This is a genomic window from Bacillus sp. FJAT-45037, from assembly GCF_002797325.1.
Classification (GTDB): domain Bacteria; phylum Bacillota; class Bacilli; order Bacillales; family Bacillaceae_D; genus Alkalihalophilus.
The window spans coordinates 2,445,507-2,464,786 of the sequence record NZ_KZ454938.1 but is presented as its reverse complement, the minus strand read 5'-3'; the positions used below and the strand labels follow the sequence as shown (position 1 = coordinate 2,464,786).

Below are 19,280 nucleotides of genomic sequence, written 5' to 3'. Positions count from 1 at the left end.
AGCGGAGTATATTTCAGGAGCGGCTTGATTGCATCGTCTACCATTTGTTTGGATTTTTGAAGATTAAAACACTTTCGTCTCAGCCTCTTTCTCTTCTGAAAATATTGGTTTCGCTTACATTTGATGGCGAGCTTGATTCTTATGGGTACCTTCGGGTAAAGTGAATAGTGGAATAAACGTACTATAAATAAGGAGGCAATACCTTTATGAATAAGATTCAATTTGATTATTCAAAGGCATTATCATTTTTTGGAAAGCACGAAATTGACAATATGCAAGGTGCGGTAACAGCCGCTCATGAGGCATTACATAACGGAACAGGTGCAGGAAGCGACTTTTTAGGATGGATCGACCTTCCCAATTCATACGATCAAGAAGAATTTGCACGCATCCAAGCGGCCGCAAAAAAAATCAAAGAAGACACAGATGTACTCCTCGTTATTGGAATTGGTGGCTCGTACTTAGGTGCGCGTGCAGCGATTGAAGCACTCAATCATTCTTTTTATAACGTGGTATCTAAAGAAGAACGTAAAGCGCCACAAGTATTCTTTGTCGGAAATAACATCTCTTCTACGTATGTGAAAGATCTTTTTGCCCTACTTGAAGGAAAAGATGTTTCTGTAAATGTAATTTCTAAATCTGGAACAACAACGGAACCTGCCATTGCTTTTCGCATCTTCCGTGAATTCCTAGAGAAAAAATACGGAACGGAAGAGGCGCGTCGTCGTATTTATGCGACAACCGATCGTGAAAAAGGAGCCTTGAAAACATTAGCAACAGAAGAAGGCTATGAGTCATTTGTGATTGCTGATGATATTGGTGGGCGCTTTTCTGTATTAACGGCTGTTGGCCTTCTGCCGATTGCCGTAAGTGGTCTTGATATTGAAGCGCTAATGAAAGGCGCACAAGATGCAAGCAAGGATCTGTCAAACCCTGATCTAAAAGAAAACGAAGCTTATCAATATGCGGCTGTGCGTAATGCCTTCTACAACAAAGGTAAGACGATTGAGTTGATGGTCAATTACGAACCAGCGCTTCACTATGTATCAGAATGGTGGAAACAACTTTACGGTGAAAGTGAAGGAAAAGACGGAAAAGGAATTTTCCCTGCATCTGTAGACTTTTCAACAGACCTTCATTCAATGGGACAATACGTACAGGATGGACGTCGTGATTTGTTTGAAACGATTATAACTGTCGAGAAGGTACGTGAAGAAATCAAGATTGAAAAAGCGGAGAACGATCTTGACGGGTTAAACTACCTTGCGGGTGAGACGATGGATTTTGTAAATAAAAAGGCATTTGAAGGAACCATGCTTGCTCATACAGATGGTGGCGTGCCCAACTTGATTATCAATATGCCAGAATTGAACGAGTATCACTTCGGGTACTTAATTTACTTCTTCGAAAAAGCTTGTGGAATTAGTGGGTACCTACTTGGTGTCAATCCGTTTGATCAACCAGGGGTGGAAGCATATAAGAAAAATATGTTTGCGCTCCTTGGTAAGCCAGGTTTTGAAGTGGAAAAAGCAGAACTTGAAAAACGCCTAAAATAATGGCTGAACAAAACCACGCATCGTTGCGTGGTTTTTTCTTTTTATAGAATGGTTTATATTAATGTTTTAATCGGGTCACACTACTTCTATAAGTTAATGAGGAGTGTGAACAAAATGATTGCTATGGATTCTACGATAAATGGGAAAGAATTTAAGCTGCAAGTGCTTGAAGAAAAGTTAAAGCCACTTGGCTATCGGATTGGAGGAAATTGGGATTATGATCATGGCTATTTTGATTACAAGATCGACGAAGATGTTGGGTACACATTTTTACGAGTACCGTTTAAGGCGGTCGATGGCGAGTTAGACCGCCGCGGTGTCAGTGTCGAGCTTGGTCAACCTTTTTTACTTAACCATAAATTCCAAAGAGGACTTGATGACAATCCTGACCCCTTCAACGGGCTCGTATCCTATACGTACAATAGTTTAGTCAATCAATTCCAAGAGCCAGTTGATAAAGATGCCGAAATTGATCAGAAGTTTATGCCTGTCGCCCGTAGTTTAATCCAAGAACTCGAACTCACGTTGCTTTATTAGAACGAAGTCTTTTGATTAAAATGAGAAGATCATGTTCTTCAAGCTTCATGTCACTTTGTGGATGGAGTAAAACATCGTCCGCGCGTTTTACTCCAATCAGTAATTCTCCTTCTTTATAAAGAGAAGAAAGAATAGCTGAGAAGTGTTGACCCACTTGCTCCTCTATTATTGGGACATACTTTAGTTGGTTTTTTTTATCAAATGTTAATAGATCATCGATGACATCACTAAGGTGATGGAAGAGCAAGCTGTTTGTTAACACGGAACCTGTTAAATTCGTTGATTCGATGATTTCATCGGCTCCTGCTCTCTTAGCATTTGGGAGCTGTTGTTTTGTTAAAATCTCGACGATCGTATAAACTTCTGGGTGCTGTGATTTCACAGCGAGAGTTGATAAGATCGAGCTCGCATCGGCCGAGAATTCATTCCCATAATGTTGTGACGTGATTAACACACTTGATGCAAGTCCAATGTTTGCTTGTTTTAATGTCGCATCCTCTGTGCTATTTCCTTTTACAAAATGAAGTTGCTTAAATCCAGGAGGAAGCTCTTCTAATGTGTCATCAATCAGAACGATATTTGATTGTGGTTTCATCTTATTCAAATTGTCGATTGCATGCCGACTACGTTCATTCCAACCGATGATAATGATATGTTCGACTCCCATATACGTTAACGTCCCTTCTCGAAAGGCATTGACTGAAGAAATGGTTTGAGCGGCCAAAGACGTGAAAAAAAGCGTCATAAACCCGACCCCAGAAAAAATAAGAATAATGCCTAAGATCCGACCGATGGTTGTATGTGGAACAAAATCCCCGTACCCGACAGTAGAGACCGTAACGAGTGCCCACCAGACAGCATCAAACCATGTAGGAAACACATCAGGCTCAAGAAAATGAACAACTAAACCAAGTGTGATCGCAATCCCGAAAACAATAAACACCAATCTGATGACAATCGGAATTCTTCCAATAAGTGCTCTCACAACGATTAATTCTAACATCTGTCTAACCACCGTTCTACCTCGTACTCATACTCCTCATTATAACCATTCTCTTGTTTAACCAATCGTTTCTCTGCTAAGATTAGAAGGAATGTGTAAGGAGGCGAGTGGTATAGTAACAGCAATTATATTTGGATTCTCAATTTTTTGTGGGTGGTTCATTTTTGATGTAGTGAAGCATCGGAAAGTAACCGTAGAAAATGTGATCAGCTCCTTCGTGGTTGGCGTAATAGGGGCTTTCGGTTGGTGGATTTTAGATTTAATCTTTTGATGAGGTTTATGAAGAAAGGAGCCTTCTTAAGAAGGCTCCTTTCTTTGTCAGTAAGTAGATTGGTCTAAATTTAGGAAGGTCTACTCCTAAATATAACTAGTCTAACGGGTCACATTTCTTACCATGCTTTAGTAGGTCATAAATGGCCATTGTATCACTAGGGTGATCGTCTGAATATCGTGCAGGGAACAGAGAAAAGAAAATATAGTAAATAGAGAAATAAACAAAATTGTAATAGAAAATATGCGGAGCCAAAATATCGATTAGGATTAATCCGTTCACAATCAATATGCTGATAAAGTTAAAGAGCGATCCGCCAATAAATACAAGCAAATGGCTCAACGTTGTATCATATTTTAATTTCTCAAATTGGAAGAACGAATGCCAAAAATAAATTCGTCTTAGTTCGATAGGTCCAAATGACAATAACTTCTTACCAGCCCCTATGACAAATGTTACTTTCCCTCCAAATAACCAAACGAAAAACACATGCCCGGTTTGGTGGATGATCGTCACAAGCGGGAGGAGAATAAAAAGAGAAACAAGTAATATCGGTATATCCGATAATGTAAACAAGGAAAACACCTCCAAATCATTGCTTCTATACACATTGCCAACTTGACTAAAAAATAATCTTCTTTAGTATGTAAAATTGAGTTGAATTCTATCAAGAAATTGCTATAATAGAGCGAAGAACATTTTAACTCGGGGCATTAGCTCAGCTGGGAGAGCGCTTGGCTGGCAGCCAAGAGGTCAGCGGTTCGAGCCCGCTATGCTCCACCATAATTATTGTGAACGAAGCGTCGTCGAAATTTTTGGCGGAGCGATTGAACTTCAGTAGTACTAGGAAACTGCACCATACATAATGCGTATAACGACGCGGTTCTTCGTACTAACGAGGAATCGTGTCGTTTTTTTGTCCCCCCTGTGTAGTCAGGAAAAGATTCTATTCCTAAAATAACAGCATGATTTACTCATAATGATTCAGTAATTTGTAAGGATAATTTAGAGGACGAAGTTTTATACAAAACTGTAAGAAGCTATTTTCTGTACATCCCTGTGTAGTCTGATAATGGGCATTGTAGTTGTGCCCATACTGATTTCCACATGTCGTGATGTAGCAGTTTGGAGACATTATAGAATAATCCCTGAGCAGGAGGAGTTGATAGATTCAGGTTCGGTTTTAAGAGATTCCTGTGGAGGCATATGGAAGGGGTGGCAGCGATGGAAATAATGAATGAAGATTCAATATTGGATGCATTCCCAGATCAAACAGCCATTATAAATAAGTATGGAATTATTACTCAAACAAATCGAGCTTGGAAGATATTTAGTGCTGAAAATGGAGGTCATCCTTCATTTGATGATATTGGGGTGAATTATTTACAAGTATTAAAACAAGCAAAATCCTTAATAGAATTTAACGGAATCAATGAGGTGTTAAACGGAGAGCTGGATTCTTTTTCGAATCGCTATCCCTGTCATTCTCCTGAGGTTGATCGTTGGTTCTTGATGTATGTGACTCCACTATTTAATCAAGAAAAGATCGTTGGTGCGCTAGTGGCACATCGAAATATAACGGAAGAGGAATGGTCGAAAAATCAAACCGTCGATATTCTGGAAAGTATGAATGATGCTTTCTTTACACTAGATCAGTACTGGTGTTTTACGTATATAAATAAAGAAGCGGAAATACTATTAGAACGAAATCGTAATGACCTAGTAGGAAAACATATTTGGACGGAGTTCCCTGATGAGAAAGGCTCGAGGTTTCAGTTAGAATATGAAGCAACAGCGATTAGTAAGTCTGCGAGTCGATTTGAAGAAAAATATATAGCTTTAAATAAGTGGTTTGACGTTCATGTCTATCCAAGAGCTCAAAATGGACTGGCTGTATTCTTTCAAGATATTACTGATAAAAAGAATAAAGATAAACAACTTTGGAATCTCGCTAACTATGATGAACTGACAGGATTAGCTAATCGAAGAATGCTCTATGATCATATCAATCAAAAGATTAATGCAAAGAAACCTTTTTCCTTACTCTTTATTGACTTGAATGATTTTAAGATGATAAATGATGTTTTTGGTCACGATGCTGGAGATAACGTGTTAATGACAATTGGTCAACGCTTAAAAAAATATTCAATGGAGGAAGCGATTATTTCACGTTTAGGCGGAGATGAGTTTGTTTTAATTATTGAAACCGTTGAAAATAAAAATGTTATTGAGTTTGTTAACCGATTATTAAGAGAGATTCGTCAGTCAATTTATGTCGACGGCTATTCAGTCTTTCAGATAACAGCCTCTATTGGGATATCTTCGTATCCTGAAATCGGTTCAAATATATCAAATTTGATGTCATCAGCTGATACAGCAATGTATGAAGCTAAGAAAACACCTTCATCTAATGGTGCTTTTTGCTTTTATGAAATAAAGATGCATGAAGTTTTGAAGCGCAAAATGCTACTTGGACAGGATATGTTTCAAGCGCTAGATCGTGGAGAGTTCTTTTTCGTTTTTCAACCGCAAATTAATCTACATGATCAAAACATAGTTGGCGTAGAAGTTTTATCACGTTGGAATCATCCTGACTTCGGATATATTTCTCCACCGGAATTTATCCGTATTGCCGAGGAAACGGGCAAGATTCAAGAGCTTACGGAAAAAATGATTGAGAATGTATTAACACGGGTGCAGAATTGGAGAGAGTGTCATCAATTCGAAGGATCGGTTGCTTTTAATATCTCTTCTTCATTATTGGAATCGCATTCGTTCTTTCTTTTCATTCATGAGCAAATGAAAAAATTTAAGATTGGATGGGGTAAGCTAGAGTTAGAAATCACTGAAACTCTTCATTTAATTAGTTCTCAAGATATGTTTTATCAACTGGAAAGACTTCGAGAATTAGGTGTCATCATTTCAATTGATGATTTCGGAACGGGTTATTCAAAAATTAATTACTTATCAAACTTGCCAATAGATAAAATTAAGGTTGATAAAAGTTTTATTGATGCAATTGGTGAAGGAACAAAGAAGGAAGCTGTTCTTCATGCTTTAATTGTACTAATTAAAAGTCTTGAACTCGATGTCATTGCCGAAGGCGTTGAAACGATTGAACAAGAAGATGAATTGCTTAGACATGGTTGTCATTATGTTCAAGGGTATCTTTACTCAAAACCATTAGAAGAATCCGATTTGCTAAATTATATTAGACATTTTTATCTTACTAAAAAACAGCAAACATAATGTTCTGACTTTGTTTCACAATGAAGTCTCAATAGAAAAATATGTTAACAGAAATTGGTAGTGAAGTGGCTGGAAAAGCAGAGAATGGTCAGATTGCTATAGAAAAATACAATAAATTAAAACCAGATATCGTCACATTGGAAATAGTGATGCAAGAGTTAGATGCACTTAAACAAATTAAAAATATAAATGCTAATGCTCAAGGGATTATGTGTTCGAAAAAGTTTCATTTTAGATATATAGTGGAAAAAACAGTAATTAGATTTTGATTAAAGTAAAAAACCTCTCTAATGATGAGAGAGGTTCCGCGGTGTGGAGTTTTAAGAATTTGGATCGTTTTGTTGAGATATATCCGATAAAGCTTCTTCTGCTTCGTTTTGTAAAGTATTCTCTGTAGCTAAGTCACCAAGAGCAACCATACCAACTAATTGGCCATTATCTACTATAGGAAGACGACGAATTTGGTGCTGAGCCATTAGTGCGGCTGCTTCATGAGCATCCATGGTGGAAGTCCCTACAGTTAAGTTACTCGTCATACATTCTTGAACAGGAATATGTGATGACGCTCCTTCAGCTGTAGCACGTAAGGTAATATCCCGATCCGTGATCATACCTGCTACTTGTCCGTTATTGACAACTGGAATAGATCCAATATTGTGTTCTTTCATCAAAGCAGCAGCTTCTTGAATGGATTGTTCTGGTGTTACAGAAACGACTTGAGTGGACATAAGTTTTTTTAGGTTTTGTTGCATTAATCTCACTCCTTTCTTGTTTACCATTCGCATTTAGTAGAAAGATTATACGTGATTATATAATTGGGTAAGGGGAAAATATAAAGCATAAAAATCATTAAAAATTGAAGTGTGTTCTGCAATGCCTTGGAATTTAAATAAAGTAGTTAAAGAAAAGGCAATAGAAATTGCGAATTCATTAGTAGAAGACGGATATGATGAAGGGAGAGGGATACCTATTGCAATTGATGAAGCGGAGAAAACTGGCAAAGAAAGAAATATGACACCAATCAATTAATTAGTCAAAATGACCAATGGACGATAAAAAAGAAAGGTGCAGATAGAGCGAATAAAACATTTGACACGAAGGATGAAGCGTTAGAATATGGGGATCAGCAGTTAGCAAAAAGAATATTCAACTAAAAATATATCGTAAAGATGGGTCACTTGAGCTGACAAAAAAATATACCGAAATGTAAAGTGAAGAGCTTCTTATTTTGGTAAGAAGCTCTTTATACGTTTAAAGAATTAGAGAGGAGTTCACGCTTTTTAGAGACATATACTACTTGATTATCAAAGCATAAAAACAAATCAATCTTGAGGGGTCTTTAATTGTTCGGAGCGAAATAAACTTGTCTCTGTTCTGCCATTATTCCTTAGAACATATTATTAATTAATAAAGTAAGGTAAGGGGGGATGACATGTTTTATCATGTTAAGGAGCTGCAGTATTGGTCCAGGCCAGAGCGTCCGGATCCAGTCTATGCAAAGAAACTTCAGGAGATATTAGGTGGTCAGTTTGGTGAAATTACTGTTGCGATTCAGTACTTGTTTCAAGGGTGGAACACTAGAGGGAATGAGAAATATCGTGATATGCTCATGGATGTCGGAACGGAAGAACTGGGCCATATTGAGATGCTAACAACCATGATCGCTCACATGCTTGAAGGAGCTCCTGTCGATCAACAGGAACAAGCGGCCAAAGACCCTATACTTGGAGCAATATTAGGTGGTATGAACCCGCAGCATGCTATTGTTTCTGGACTCGGTGCAATGCCTGTCAATAGTGTGGGGGTACCTTGGAATGGTGGTTATACGATTGCGAGCGGGAATTTATTAGCTGATTTTAGAGCGAATTTAAATGCAGAATCTCAAGGCAGGCTTCAAGCTGTAAGATTATATGAACTAACAGATGATCGTGGTGTAAAAGATATGCTCTCCTTCTTAATTGCCCGAGATAGGATGCATCAAAATCTATGGCTTGCTGCCATTAGCGAACTAGAAGACCAAGAAGGGGTTATTGTTCCGAGTACTTTTCCAATAGAGCTAGAGAAAAAAGAAGTGTCACATCTATTTATGAACTTATCTAGGGGAGAGGAAAGTGCGCAAGGTCGTTGGGCAAGTGGACCGAGTATGGACGGGGAAGGAGAATTTCAATATTTTGCTGAACCTTATCCATTTGCAGAGGCACCTTTTTTAAATCCAGTTCCGACATCTATTCACAATACTCCTCCAACGCTGTAAAACAAACAGTCCAAGCGCGGAAGCTTGGACTGTTTGTTTTTCTACTTATTTAGTAAATACTCTTAAAGATTAAAATCCCAACTTCGTCCGCGTATAAATTAGCATCAGGTTCAAAGTTGATCCTGGAAAATTGCACAGCGATATTTACATATCCTTTGCCTTGTTTAATGAGTTTAAGAGGGTGAGTTGCAATTTAAACATGTTCTAACTATATTTTCTTCTTCTGATATGTTTAATAAAAATTAGTCTAGGGAATCAATATCCATATAAGAGGAGGGATTACCTTGGATAAAAGAGAAAGAGAAAAAGTACTTGAGGAACGTAATCAAAAATCAAAAGCCTTTAAAGACGCACAGGAAAAACAAATCGAGCGTGATCAAACAATCATGCCAGTCGATGAACTACCTTTAGGTGAGATTAAACTTGAGGAAGAAGAAGAAAAAAATAAAAAAGCGACAAAGAATCGTTCTACTAGTGAGCGTTAGGCCAAACTCCATTTGTTTGGTCTTTTTTTGTAGTTCTTCGTTTATGAGCGCTTGTGTATTGAAAAGGATGAGAAACCACTTGTTCACACATTATGACGCTCGCATTCATGGAGAAGAAGTTAAACGATATATCAAAGACGTACGAGCCTATTGACACTAATCTAAAAATTGCTTCTTCAATATAGAGCAAAAACGTCGTATCTAAAATCAATTGGATAATAATTGTGTAGTTCTTTCTATTAATGGGTAATAGAATCATAAGACAATCAAAAACATAAAGGAGAGATTCAAATGGAACGTGAACGTTATTATGTGTCAGTTGATATGCCGGTATTAAGTATTTCAAAAACGGAAACACCAGATAACATGATCCAATATGAAATCTATGCAACGGAAAAAGAAAAGGATAAGATTCATGCAAAGCTCGAATCGATTAGTGATCGTGATTTTGAACCACAACAAATTTTTGAGCGACCATTTCATGAACGAACGGCAGATAACGAAAAGGACTACACTCAAAAGGAAATTCGAAACTTATATGAAATGCTTTATGAACTGGGAACGCCTGAAACAAAAGAAGTGTTAGGAAATATTATGCCCGTTGGAAAAGAGTAAAGATAACAGTCGAGCAGCTTGCTCGGCTGTTTCTTATTAAGATGTACATACACTTATGTAGATCTTTCACATAGTTTACGATAATATCACACAATTATTATTCAAAAATAACGTTTGAGGATGTCGAATAGAGGTTAAACACTAAGTACAATACAAAATTAGGAGGATTTCAAAATGAAAAAAGCAAAAACAATTTTAGCAGGTGCATTTATTACTTCAACGATCGTTCTAGGAGCGTGTAATTCAGAAACAGAGGTAGATAATCCAGCACCAGAAGATACAGTAACAGAAGAGGACACAATGGGTGATGATTCAGACGATAGCATGATGGACGATGATGACGATATGGAAACTGATACGACAACAGATGACGATGCAATGGGCGAAGATGCGGACGAAATGTTTGAAGAAGATGAGCCAGCAACGACAGCATTTGGTTTCAGTACGTTTGAATTAGGTGTGAGCTATGAGGGTATGACAGATGACTATACTGTTGATTATGACCATACTCAAGAAGAAGTTCATGCTGAAATTGATGATTCAATGAATGACACTCAATTAGAGGGTGACGAAGCTTATACTCAATTAGAGACAAAGTTTGAAGAAATGCAACTTGATAGTTCAATGAGTGAAGATGAGATCGTTGATGCTGTAGTATCTGCATTTGGTCTTGAGTCAACATACGAAACTCTTGATCTAAAAATCACTTTTGATGATGGAACAGACCTTGAGATTGAACACTCACAAGATATGTAATCCGGATTTTTAAAAAATCTTTTATTATACAAATATAATAAAAGTCGTATAAAAGGCTGTCGCGCTCATTGTTGAATGAGTGTGGCAGCCTTTTTTATTCTATGTAAGTAAACATGTCTCACTCACAATAATCCCATCACCATCTGCATAAAGGGTGTGGCCAGGTTTAAAAACAATGCCGGCAAATTGCAAAGGAATATCAACATCTCCCTTGCCTTGTTTAATGCTTTTCATTGGATTTGTACCAAGCGCCCGTATGCCAATATTCATTTCGTTAATGAAGGAAGAGTCTCTAATACATCCATACACAACGATTCCAGCAAGTTCACGAGAGATGGCAATCTCAGCTAAGTTATCCCCAATTAATGCACATCGAGTGGAACCTCCCCCATCAACTACTAACACATGGCCTTTTGGAATCGATTCAAGTGAGCTCTTCACTAATACATTGTCCTCAAACACTTTTATAGTAGAGATCGGGCCGGTAAAAGAACGCTTCTTTCCGTAGTGACGTAAGATCGGATCAGCTACTTGGAGTTGTTCTCTAAATTGATCGCATAAATCAGCGGTGTGGAACATGAGAAAGACCTCCTAAAAATGATAGATTTGATACACGGAACAAAGTCTGACTCTATAGAGTCAGACTTTGTTGTATAACAGAGTAGCATTACTCGTAAGTAGAATGACGTAAACACTTTTCACATTGGTTGAAATATGCTTCTTGAATTTGGTTTATTGTCGATCCGCAGTCAGTACATTCCTTTGTAGTAGTATTTCTCATGATTACTTGATTCTTTTTCATAGGTAATCGCCTCCGTTTTTTTGTTAAGTTCATTGTACTATAACAGATAAAATAAACGCAACTGTTTTTTTGGGAATTCTTTCATTTAATTTGTGGACGGTCGTTCTTTCCTTACAAAGTTTACAAAAATGTAAGGAATATTTACCGAAGAGGAATAGTTCTTGTTGTTTTCTTATAAAAGTATAAGAAGGGGGGAGTAGTGATGTTAACACGAACGAACTTTCTTGATCGAGAAATGACTGAGCTTCGCGAGAGTCTACTCTTAATGGTAGAACTCAATCATCAAATGCTCCAGAGAGGTTCAAAATCAATGGAAGAGCATGCTATGTTTCATAAAGATGAAATCCATCGCTCCGAGCAAGACATAGATCAGATCAATAAAATTATCCAAAAGAGAGTATTAGAGCTATTGTCTTATGAGCAATTAGCGTTAACTCAAGTAAAAGGGTTGTTTCTTTTTGCTAAGATTGCAAGGGATTTAGAACGAGTAGGTGATCACATTATAAATATCATCGTTATTGCACCGGTCGATACTGTACCAGGAATGGTCAGTGAATCCTTTTCACAGTTTATGAAAAATGTCGGGAAGATGCTAGACGCCTTAAAACACGGGATTTTAAAAGAAGATCGCCAAGCATTAAAGTGGATTTATAAAAAGGAAGATCCAGAAGTTAATCAATTAAATCGTATTTCCTTCATGAGAATTACTGAATCACTACAATTGGATCAGTTAGGAGCAGATAGTGGTGGAAGATTAATTTTGATGAGTCGTTTTTTTGAACGGTTGGCCGATCACGTATCGAACGCAGCGAAAGACTACCGACACTATTTAAAGGAATGTCACTCTTCTATTAAGAGACCCACGTTATGATTATCACCCAAAGTCTTCTAAGTTTTCTTGGAGGGCTAGGTCTTTTTTTGTATGGGATGAGTCGGTTAAGTAAGGGATTGCAAAAAGCTGCGATCAATAAGCTACGTTATCAGATGGGGATAATTGTAAAAAATAGGTTGCAGGCACTCGTTGTAGGCCTGTTTTTTACATTCTTCTTACAAAGTAGCACGGTAATGTCAATTATCGCGGTGGGGCTTGTTAGTCATTCCATCATCACATTGGTTCAAGCCTTTGGAGTCTTACTGGGTTCAGCGATTGGAACGACGTTAACCGTACAAATTTTAGCGTTTAACATCAGTCAATTTTCACCTATTTTTATTTTCAGTGGGGCGATCTTACTTGTCTTTATCTCAACAGATCGAGTGAAACCTATAGGGGATGGTTTACTTGGTTTTGGACTGGTCTTATTTGGAATTTCTTATATCTCTGCTGCGGTGCTTCCATTAACGAAGGAGCCCTTTGTAATGAATGTCTTGTTGCAGGTAACCGATCAACCGATTTTATTATTGTGTGTTAGCTTGATCCTCACCGCAGGATTGCATAGTAGTGTAGCTATGATTGTTATTGGCATGTCTTTTTTTAGTGTAGGAGCCCTCGGATATGAGGAGATGATTTGGTTAGTTCTAGGAGCGAACCTTGGAGCCACTGTCCCTGTTTTGATTTCCAGCTTTTCTGTTTCTCGCGAAGGAAAGAAAGTAGCCATTGCTTATTTGATTATGAAGTTCACTGCAGTCTTCCTCATTGGTTCTGTTCTTCTTCTTTTGCCCTCTGTGAATATCCTCATACCAGGAGAAGGGGAACGACAAATTGCTAATTTCCATACAGTGTTTAACTTGTTGCTGGCATGTATTTGGTTGCCGTTTCTTCTTTTTTTAGCTCGTGGGGTAAATTGGGTCCTCCCAAAACGAAGTAGTGAGCAGGTGGTCTTTATTAGTGAGCAATATTTATCGATACCAGATGAAGCCTTACTTCAGACTGAAAAAGAAGTGGTTAAACTAGCGCATTATGTTCGGAAACATCTCATCGCGCAGATTCCTGATATTATTGATCGGCATGTTTCTCATCAAGAAATTATTCATCATGAACAAAAAATTGATGAGGCGTATGAAATCATCCAACAATATTTATTACGAATCGCTCAACAGGATTTATCAAAGGAACAATCTGACCAAGAAGTAAAGTTATTATATATGCTTAATGATTTAGAACAAATCAGCGACATTGTTCTACAATTTTCTACCAGTGTGGAAATATTAAAAGAACAGCAAATAGATTTAGTAGAAGAAGATGCCAATCGTCTCAAGAGATTCGTTCCGACAATTGAGGAGACATTGCAGCAAGCTATTCTTGCTTGTGAAGAAAATAATCATCACTTCGTCAGAAAAGTTATTCGGGAGCAAGGCGCAATTAGCGAAAAAGAAAGAGACTTTCGATTTGACCATTTTAATACATTACTCCAACAAAATGAATACAACCCAACGATTAGTTCTGTTTATCTGGATTTAGTGAATCAGCTAGTGAGATTGCATCATGCTTCATTGAATATATCGCGTACGGTTATAGGCATTATTTAATGGTGCTATACATTTCATCTACTGAAGCTACTGCCATAATATGTTAGGATAAAAGATGAATGACTCATTGGAGTGGTTCATCTTTTTTATATGAAGAAGATACATAGATCATAGTTGTTAGAGGAGATGATTCGTTTGACGGATGTCCGTATTAAACTTAACCAAATTTCAAAAGAATATGGTTCGAAGTCGGCGGTTAAGCCATTTGACTTAGAAGTGAAAAAAGGAGAGTTATTCTGTTTTTTAGGCCCAAATGGATCAGGTAAGACGACTACGATCAAGATGATGACAGGATTACTTGAGCCTTCTGGGGGAACGGTACATATTTCAGGGATCAATATGTGGGAACGCCCACTTGAAGCCAAGAAACAAATTGCCTATGTCCCAGATCAACCGAAACTGTATGCAAAGTTAACGGGGCAAGAATTTTTACAATTTACAGCGAGTGTCTTCCAAATAGAACAAGCCACCTTTAAAGAACGTGTATCAAGGTATACAACGATGTTTGAGCTTGGCGGGCGATTAGATGAACTGATTGAAACGTATTCACATGGGATGAAACAGAAGCTAAGCTTGTGTGCGGCGCTGTTACATCAACCTGATGTGTTATTTTTAGATGAACCAACCGTTGGACTTGACCCACAAGGAGCAAGAACAATGAAGAACTTATTGCGCGAGCTTTGTGAGGGAGGGATGACAGTGTTCATGTCGACTCATATTTTAGAGATTGCAGAACAAATGTGTGATCGCGTCGGGATCATTAAGCATGGCGATCTCCTTACCGTTGGAACTGTCGATGAGTTACGTCTTCAAAAAGGAAAGACCGAATCGAGTCTTGAAGAATTGTTTCTAGAATTAACAGGTGATGCGGACGCTCAGACATTAGTACGAGAGATGGAAGACTCTTCTGGGGTGAGGAAATGACTTGGAACCTCATCAAATGGTTATGGAAAATGAATCTAAATGGGTTTAAGTACTCATCAGATAAAGTGAAAACAACCTTAATCATCTCTGGAGTTGCAATCGGATTAATTGTGTTGATGTTTAGTGGAATCGTTTATTCGATGGCGAGTTCGGTTCCAACAGAGGCGATGAGTCAGATGCTTGCGCTCAGTTTTTTAACTCTGTTTGCTTTTTTGCTTTTATTTGCGATTCCGCAAGTCTTCTCTAAATTATACGGTGATGATGACTTAACAATGTTATTTACATTACCGTTAAAATCAACACAAATATATTGGGCAAAGTTTACGCAGATTTTCTTAGGGATACCTGGTCTCATTTTTATCGTCTCGTTGATCTTGCTGACGGTCTTTGGTCTTGGTTCTGGTGCGCCTGTTATTTATTATCCCGTTGCCTACATCGTTTCTTTCGCGTTGGTGTTAATGGGACTTGGGATTGCTTATATGATTAATCTTCTATTAATACAATTGGTACCAAGTCATCGGGCGAAAGAATTAATGACTGTAATTACAGCTTTTGCAGGCGTATTAGGGTATCTATTGTTCCAAATTCCGACTTTTATGTCATATGGCGATGATGCGCAAGCTTTACCACTACCTGACGTGCCGGCGTGGTTGCCTGTGCAATGGGCTGGCGCAAGTTTAGCGCAAGTCATTACTCGGTCGATGACTAGCACAACAGTGGTGTTACTAGCTTTACTTATCCTCACATCAGCAGCGGTGTTATTGTTCTCTTCGATGTTAGTAGACAAAGGCTTTCGCACAGGCTGGATTCAGATGAATGAAGGGCGAGCAAAAAAGCACAAAACAAACAAAAAACAAGCGTTTCGAGTGCGCTCTCCGATCATGGAAATCGGGATAAAAGATTGGAGGATGATCAAAAGGGATATGCGGGAGTGGACGATGCTCATTCCGATGGCGTTCTTTATGTTCTTTCCGATTTTTTCGATTATGATTCGAGGCGGTAGCTATGAGCTTATTCAGTCTATCCCCGCGTTATCTTGGATCTCATTGCAGGCGATCACACTTGGATTGTTTTCATTTATGACGAGTACGTTTACATCTGGTTCAGTTTCAAGAGAAGGAGAGTCGATTGATTTACTGCGAGTATTACCAATTCGAGGGATGACCGTTGCGTTAGGGAAGTTATGGATACATTGGGTAATTTTACTTGGATTTATAGGGGGATTGCAAATCATCTGTGCCTTTGTTTTCGGATGGTCCATTATCCATACGATCACAGGCTGGTTATTCGTCGGTGCAATTGGCATCGGTTCTAGTGCGGTAGGTCTCTATTTTGGTGCGATCGGCGCGAAATACAATGAGAAAAATCCTCAAAATCGATTAGAAACAGGAACATCGTTTATTCTGCTCTTCGTTGCTTTTGGATATAGTCTTCTTCAAGCGATTCCTTTTGCATTAGCTTTATTGCCTGTTCGAGGATTACTCTTTTTATTGGATGAAACCAATGAAGGCATTTTCATGACGATTGTCCAATGGGTCATTGAACTGAAGGACGGAGCGCCGGTACTGGTGTCGCTCACCGGTCTAGCGATTAGCTTGGCTCTAACCACATTGGTTACATGGCTATTTTTAACGCTAGCAGCTAAAGAAATTGACCGAGGCGTAGAGATTACGTATGTGAAAGGCTAATTGTAAACAAAAAACCACACTTGAGACATGTAGCTCAAGCGTGGTTTTTTAGTCTGACCAGACCGATCGGACGCGTTCGATGAAACGATGATGACGCCTCTTTGGATTGTATCGCTGAATTAAGGCATCTAAGGAATCATGGTCCATTAGAATGGTCTTACTAGCTGTGGCAAACTGCTTAGCCTCTTTCGTGAAATGGCTGTTTGTAACAATAATCACTTGATTGGCTGTGTATTGATCTTTCATATGGTTCAAATCGCGAATGACTCTTGCTGATACATCGGACTTGCTTAACTTAGCATGGACAAGAGCTTTTACCCCGCGCTTTCGAACAATAAGGTGAACTCCTTTATCATTCGTATGTTTAATTCGTGTAACAGAATAACCTTGTTTTTGAAATAGTGGAATCAAATACAATTTAAAATCGTGATGACTGACTCCTTCTAATTCAGTAACCGAAGATAAACGCTGTTCGGCAAGACGAAGCTGCCGCCACCCATACCAAGATAAAGGAACGGTAATAAGTAGCCCTAATGCCAATATAAACAACGTGAGGTTATATTGAAACAGTTGCACCATATAAAATGCAATGACGAATAAAAGTGTGGGAAGAAACGGGTAGCGCCTTTTCCTTTTTACAACGTTTGGATTCGAGTTTGACATAATTACACATCCTTTTTAGAACAGATCATTAGTAGTATGCCGTGATCTGCAACTATTATGTAATTATTTCCTGTTTTTAAAAATTTAAAAACAAACAAACGTTTGCATATTTCGGTCGTTTTTCGTAAGATGGGGACAGGTAGAAGGGTGGTGAAAGGCAGATGACTGATTTATTGTCTTTTGGATCGCCTCTTTTTTGGTTTATCGTAAGTATGGTTGCACTCTTGTTGATTTGGCTGAGGTGGAAATTACATCGAAAAAGACGATATGATCTTTCCAAAATCACGTTAAAAGACATTGATAAAATGGATGGACATGAATTTGAAGATTACTTATTTGTGTTGCTATCGGCTTTGCCATACGAACAAGTGTATCAAACAAAGAAGAGCCGTGATTACGGGGCGGATCTTATTTTTGAAGATGAGGGTGTTAGAACCGTTGTTCAAGCTAAGAGGTACCGTGAGAAGCTTGGATTGTCAGCTGTACAAGAAATCTTCACAGCTCAAACGTATTATAAAGCAAATCAAGCAGTGATTATTACGACGGCTAGTCGAATATCGGATCCTTGTTTAAAACTGGCCTCAGCAACAGGTGTGAAAATTATTGACCGTGAAGACTTAGAGGACATGATTAGACTGTTTAAAAAAGGTAGAATGGATGAAGCTTCTGATATATTAGAAGAGCCTATTGAACCGGTATCGTACAAACCATCAGATAGTTTGGAGAGGCCTTCTGAAAAAAGAGGGATGATTCAAGCCGGAGATTACTTTTATCGTCTCTAGAGACAGAGACTGTCATAAGACAATCTTGAGTTGTCATACACTGCGAAAAAGGAGCGTGTTATGATGCTAAAAGGGATTGACTTGCAAATGGTCGCTTTCGTAGGGGTTTCCTTTCTCCAAGATTATGTTCGGTTGATCGACATTCCTAGAATGTATTATTGGGATTTGAAAAAAACGAATAAACAAGAAGAGGATGAAGAAGACCGGGCAGCTTAATGTAGCTGCCCGGTCTTCTGGCGTTCGTCTTTGTCTATGCATCAGGATCAGTTGCGTGTGCTTGGTGTAAATAATGGGCGTAACGTTCAAAGGAAATCGATGTTTCATTATGCTCAATGACTTTGTATTTCACTTTTGGAGGGCGAGAGGTACGTTGAGTGCTAATGTTAGCTAAGTAAGTGAATGCAGGTCGTGTAACTAAATTGGAGAGATATGCTGGTTGAGTCGCCCATGGCACTCTCACTCCATTCAGACTATCAATCATTTCGTAGGCACGAACGATCCCCATGCCGTGCCCATAATAGGTTCCATCATCCAATAAAACGGCATTAACTCCGCGCCATTCGGGGGATTGTGGATTAAATTGGGGGTTGTTGAAATAAACAACATCACCAGGTATGAACTGGCGAGTGTACCCCGTACTCAAACCTAAGTCAGGATCGAAATTCCAGCTATACAAATAGAGTCCTTGGAATAATTGGTCAAAAGTAGCAGGGCCTAGTACTCGAAGGACAGCGTGGTAATAGACGATGACCATCGCCGTTGCGCATTCAAATCCATAAAGATGGCCGTTTCTGTAAATATCTTCGATAGCAATAGACGGTCTAACGCCTGGCCTCAGTTGGAAACCGCCAAAGGGAGTTGTATACCAATACATAGGATTGCTTCTTGAACGTTCAAAGATTTCAAACGCCGCGTTGCTTTGGTTGAGTAGCCTCGAGCTCCGAATGATGTTTCGTCGTAATTCCATCTCAAAGGCTAATTCGTTCATTGAGCGGAAAGAAAAGGATGTGGGCGAGGTCATCATCCCGTCGATAATCATGCGTTCTGTCGATTCTTTGGGCCATGCGCTACTTGATTGAAAAGGTACTCCTGATATCTGGATCATCGTATACCTCTCTTATTTTCTGACATTCTACTGATGGAATAGCATATTCACACATTTGCTGAAATATGAGTAGGTGCGGTGAAACGACGGGCTCGAAATAGAGAAAACCACCCAATGACTAACG

General features: G+C 38.6%; 23 protein-coding genes and 1 tRNA gene. 17 read left to right on the top strand and 7 right to left on the bottom strand.

Annotation, left to right across the window (positions count from 1 at the left end; translation table 11 throughout):
* The first annotated feature begins 206 nt into the window (after positions 1-206).
* Entirely contained in the window at positions 207-1,556 is a 1,350-nt protein-coding gene (locus CDZ88_RS12540; protein WP_100373872.1) for a glucose-6-phosphate isomerase, read from the top strand.
* Positions 1,557-1,670: 114 nt separating this feature from the next.
* Entirely contained in the window at positions 1,671-2,093 is a 423-nt protein-coding gene (locus tag CDZ88_RS12535; RefSeq protein ID WP_100373871.1) for a YugN-like family protein, read from the top strand.
* On the opposite strand, the gene CDZ88_RS12530 is transcribed toward CDZ88_RS12535, so the two are convergent.
* Positions 2,077-3,096 (bottom strand): potassium channel family protein, encoded by a 1,020-nt coding sequence (locus CDZ88_RS12530; RefSeq protein WP_100373870.1) that lies wholly within the window; start codon positions 3,094-3,096, stop codon positions 2,077-2,079. The two genes, CDZ88_RS12535 and CDZ88_RS12530, sit on opposite strands and share 17 nt — an antisense overlap.
* 367 nt (positions 3,097-3,463) lie before the next feature.
* Positions 3,464-3,952: a hypothetical protein gene (locus CDZ88_RS12520; protein WP_232718747.1), complete on the bottom strand. Its 489-nt coding sequence runs from the start codon at positions 3,950-3,952 to the stop codon at positions 3,464-3,466.
* Between the two features lie 122 nt (positions 3,953-4,074).
* On the opposite strand from CDZ88_RS12520, the gene CDZ88_RS12515 reads away from it, so the two are divergent.
* From CDZ88_RS12515 to CDZ88_RS12505, 3 genes are all read left to right on the top strand, one after another.
* Positions 4,075-4,150, top strand: a tRNA-Ala gene (locus tag CDZ88_RS12515).
* Positions 4,151-4,591: 441 nt separating this feature from the next.
* The gene (locus CDZ88_RS12510; protein ID WP_198507854.1) at positions 4,592-6,616 is read left to right on the top strand and encodes an EAL domain-containing protein; all 2,025 of its coding nucleotides are present in this window, start codon (positions 4,592-4,594) and stop codon (positions 6,614-6,616) included.
* A gap of 41 nt (positions 6,617-6,657) precedes the next feature.
* Entirely contained in the window at positions 6,658-6,885 is a 228-nt protein-coding gene (locus tag CDZ88_RS12505; protein ID WP_100373866.1) for a response regulator, read from the top strand.
* Between the two features lie 51 nt (positions 6,886-6,936).
* On the opposite strand, the gene CDZ88_RS12500 is transcribed toward CDZ88_RS12505, so the two are convergent.
* Positions 6,937-7,368 (bottom strand): CBS domain-containing protein, encoded by a 432-nt coding sequence (locus CDZ88_RS12500; protein ID WP_100373865.1) that lies wholly within the window; start codon positions 7,366-7,368, stop codon positions 6,937-6,939.
* Positions 7,369-7,489: 121 nt separating this feature from the next.
* On the opposite strand from CDZ88_RS12500, the gene CDZ88_RS17755 reads away from it, so the two are divergent.
* From CDZ88_RS17755 to CDZ88_RS12475, 6 genes are all read left to right on the top strand, one after another.
* Positions 7,490-7,645: a DUF2188 domain-containing protein gene (locus CDZ88_RS17755; RefSeq protein WP_232718639.1), complete on the top strand. Its 156-nt coding sequence runs from the start codon at positions 7,490-7,492 to the stop codon at positions 7,643-7,645.
* Positions 7,645-7,770, top strand: coding sequence for a DUF2188 domain-containing protein (locus CDZ88_RS18025; protein WP_442857124.1), 126 nt, complete (start codon positions 7,645-7,647; stop codon positions 7,768-7,770). Before CDZ88_RS17755 ends, CDZ88_RS18025 begins: the two co-directional genes overlap by 1 nt.
* A 278-nt stretch (positions 7,771-8,048) precedes the next feature.
* Positions 8,049-8,870 carry a manganese catalase gene (locus CDZ88_RS12490; protein ID WP_100373864.1) on the top strand — a complete coding sequence of 274 codons (822 nt, stop codon included), beginning with the start codon at positions 8,049-8,051 and terminating at the stop codon, positions 8,868-8,870.
* A gap of 284 nt (positions 8,871-9,154) precedes the next feature.
* The gene (locus tag CDZ88_RS12485) at positions 9,155-9,355 is read left to right on the top strand and encodes a hypothetical protein (protein ID WP_100373863.1); all 201 of its coding nucleotides are present in this window, start codon (positions 9,155-9,157) and stop codon (positions 9,353-9,355) included.
* A gap of 291 nt (positions 9,356-9,646) precedes the next feature.
* Complete coding sequence (locus CDZ88_RS12480; protein ID WP_100373862.1) at positions 9,647-9,970, top strand: hypothetical protein; 324 nt, start codon at positions 9,647-9,649, stop codon at positions 9,968-9,970.
* A gap of 174 nt (positions 9,971-10,144) precedes the next feature.
* A complete protein-coding gene (locus CDZ88_RS12475; RefSeq protein WP_100373861.1) occupies positions 10,145-10,726 on the top strand; it encodes a YusW family protein in 582 nt (193 codons plus the stop codon).
* A 99-nt stretch (positions 10,727-10,825) separates the two neighbouring features.
* Here the strand turns inward: CDZ88_RS12475 and rraA are convergent, their stop codons facing one another.
* A complete protein-coding gene (rraA, locus tag CDZ88_RS12470) occupies positions 10,826-11,305 on the bottom strand; it encodes a ribonuclease E activity regulator RraA (RefSeq protein WP_100373860.1) in 480 nt (159 codons plus the stop codon).
* Between the two features lie 88 nt (positions 11,306-11,393).
* On the bottom strand, positions 11,394-11,528 hold the full coding sequence (gene yhfH / locus CDZ88_RS12465; RefSeq protein ID WP_100373859.1) for a protein YhfH: 135 nt from the start codon (positions 11,526-11,528) through the stop codon (positions 11,394-11,396).
* 202 nt (positions 11,529-11,730) lie between these two features.
* On the opposite strand from yhfH, the gene CDZ88_RS12460 reads away from it, so the two are divergent.
* The 4 genes from CDZ88_RS12460 (at position 11,731) to CDZ88_RS12445 (ending at position 16,606) form a co-directional block, all read left to right on the top strand.
* Positions 11,731-12,399: a phosphate signaling complex PhoU family protein gene (locus tag CDZ88_RS12460; RefSeq protein ID WP_100373858.1), complete on the top strand. Its 669-nt coding sequence runs from the start codon at positions 11,731-11,733 to the stop codon at positions 12,397-12,399.
* Positions 12,396-13,994: a Na/Pi cotransporter family protein gene (locus CDZ88_RS12455; RefSeq protein ID WP_100373857.1), complete on the top strand. Its 1,599-nt coding sequence runs from the start codon at positions 12,396-12,398 to the stop codon at positions 13,992-13,994. The genes CDZ88_RS12460 and CDZ88_RS12455 overlap by 4 nt, the downstream gene beginning before the upstream one ends.
* Positions 13,995-14,129: 135 nt before the next feature.
* Entirely contained in the window at positions 14,130-14,918 is a 789-nt protein-coding gene (locus CDZ88_RS12450; protein WP_100373856.1) for an ABC transporter ATP-binding protein, read from the top strand.
* Positions 14,915-16,606: a putative ABC transporter permease subunit gene (locus CDZ88_RS12445; protein ID WP_100373855.1), complete on the top strand. Its 1,692-nt coding sequence runs from the start codon at positions 14,915-14,917 to the stop codon at positions 16,604-16,606. Before CDZ88_RS12450 ends, CDZ88_RS12445 begins: the two co-directional genes overlap by 4 nt.
* A gap of 48 nt (positions 16,607-16,654) precedes the next feature.
* Here the strand turns inward: CDZ88_RS12445 and CDZ88_RS12440 are convergent, their stop codons facing one another.
* Positions 16,655-17,269, bottom strand: a complete 615-nt coding sequence (locus CDZ88_RS12440; RefSeq protein ID WP_100373854.1) for a restriction endonuclease — start codon at positions 17,267-17,269, stop codon at positions 16,655-16,657.
* Between the two features lie 161 nt (positions 17,270-17,430).
* Here CDZ88_RS12440 and CDZ88_RS12435 point away from each other — a divergent pair, with 161 nt between their 5' ends.
* Together CDZ88_RS12435 and CDZ88_RS17640 are read left to right on the top strand one after the other, a co-directional pair.
* Positions 17,431-18,051 (top strand): restriction endonuclease, encoded by a 621-nt coding sequence (locus CDZ88_RS12435; RefSeq protein WP_100373853.1) that lies wholly within the window; start codon positions 17,431-17,433, stop codon positions 18,049-18,051.
* Positions 18,052-18,114: 63 nt separating this feature from the next.
* The gene (locus CDZ88_RS17640) at positions 18,115-18,267 is read left to right on the top strand and encodes a hypothetical protein (RefSeq protein ID WP_198507853.1); all 153 of its coding nucleotides are present in this window, start codon (positions 18,115-18,117) and stop codon (positions 18,265-18,267) included.
* Between the two features lie 34 nt (positions 18,268-18,301).
* On the opposite strand, the gene CDZ88_RS12430 is transcribed toward CDZ88_RS17640, so the two are convergent.
* Positions 18,302-19,156, bottom strand: a complete 855-nt coding sequence (locus CDZ88_RS12430) for a protein-glutamine gamma-glutamyltransferase (protein WP_100373852.1) — start codon at positions 19,154-19,156, stop codon at positions 18,302-18,304.
* Between the last annotated feature and the right edge of the window lie 124 nt (positions 19,157-19,280).

Coding starts and splice junctions, on each gene's coding strand:
- yhfH (WP_100373859.1), bottom strand. CDS start 11,528: ATGAAAAAGAATCAAGTAATCATGAGAAATACTACTACAAAGGAATGT.
- rraA (WP_100373860.1), bottom strand. CDS start 11,305: ATGTTCCACACCGCTGATTTATGCGATCAATTTAGAGAACAACTCCAA.
- CDZ88_RS12535 (WP_100373871.1), top strand. CDS start 1,671: ATGATTGCTATGGATTCTACGATAAATGGGAAAGAATTTAAGCTGCAA.
- CDZ88_RS12530 (WP_100373870.1), bottom strand. CDS start 3,096: ATGTTAGAATTAATCGTTGTGAGAGCACTTATTGGAAGAATTCCGATT.
- CDZ88_RS12475 (WP_100373861.1), top strand. CDS start 10,145: ATGAAAAAAGCAAAAACAATTTTAGCAGGTGCATTTATTACTTCAACG.
- CDZ88_RS17640 (WP_198507853.1), top strand. CDS start 18,115: ATGCTAAAAGGGATTGACTTGCAAATGGTCGCTTTCGTAGGGGTTTCC.
- CDZ88_RS12435 (WP_100373853.1), top strand. CDS start 17,431: ATGACTGATTTATTGTCTTTTGGATCGCCTCTTTTTTGGTTTATCGTA.
- CDZ88_RS12500 (WP_100373865.1), bottom strand. CDS start 7,368: ATGCAACAAAACCTAAAAAAACTTATGTCCACTCAAGTCGTTTCTGTA.
- CDZ88_RS17755 (WP_232718639.1), top strand. CDS start 7,490: ATGCCTTGGAATTTAAATAAAGTAGTTAAAGAAAAGGCAATAGAAATT.
- CDZ88_RS12445 (WP_100373855.1), top strand. CDS start 14,915: ATGACTTGGAACCTCATCAAATGGTTATGGAAAATGAATCTAAATGGG.
- CDZ88_RS12510 (WP_198507854.1), top strand. CDS start 4,592: ATGGAAATAATGAATGAAGATTCAATATTGGATGCATTCCCAGATCAA.
- CDZ88_RS12440 (WP_100373854.1), bottom strand. CDS start 17,269: ATGTCAAACTCGAATCCAAACGTTGTAAAAAGGAAAAGGCGCTACCCG.
- CDZ88_RS12430 (WP_100373852.1), bottom strand. CDS start 19,156: ATGATCCAGATATCAGGAGTACCTTTTCAATCAAGTAGCGCATGGCCC.
- CDZ88_RS12505 (WP_100373866.1), top strand. CDS start 6,658: ATGTTAACAGAAATTGGTAGTGAAGTGGCTGGAAAAGCAGAGAATGGT.
- CDZ88_RS12455 (WP_100373857.1), top strand. CDS start 12,396: ATGATTATCACCCAAAGTCTTCTAAGTTTTCTTGGAGGGCTAGGTCTT.
- CDZ88_RS12490 (WP_100373864.1), top strand. CDS start 8,049: ATGTTTTATCATGTTAAGGAGCTGCAGTATTGGTCCAGGCCAGAGCGT.
- CDZ88_RS12460 (WP_100373858.1), top strand. CDS start 11,731: ATGTTAACACGAACGAACTTTCTTGATCGAGAAATGACTGAGCTTCGC.
- CDZ88_RS12540 (WP_100373872.1), top strand. CDS start 207: ATGAATAAGATTCAATTTGATTATTCAAAGGCATTATCATTTTTTGGA.
- CDZ88_RS12480 (WP_100373862.1), top strand. CDS start 9,647: ATGGAACGTGAACGTTATTATGTGTCAGTTGATATGCCGGTATTAAGT.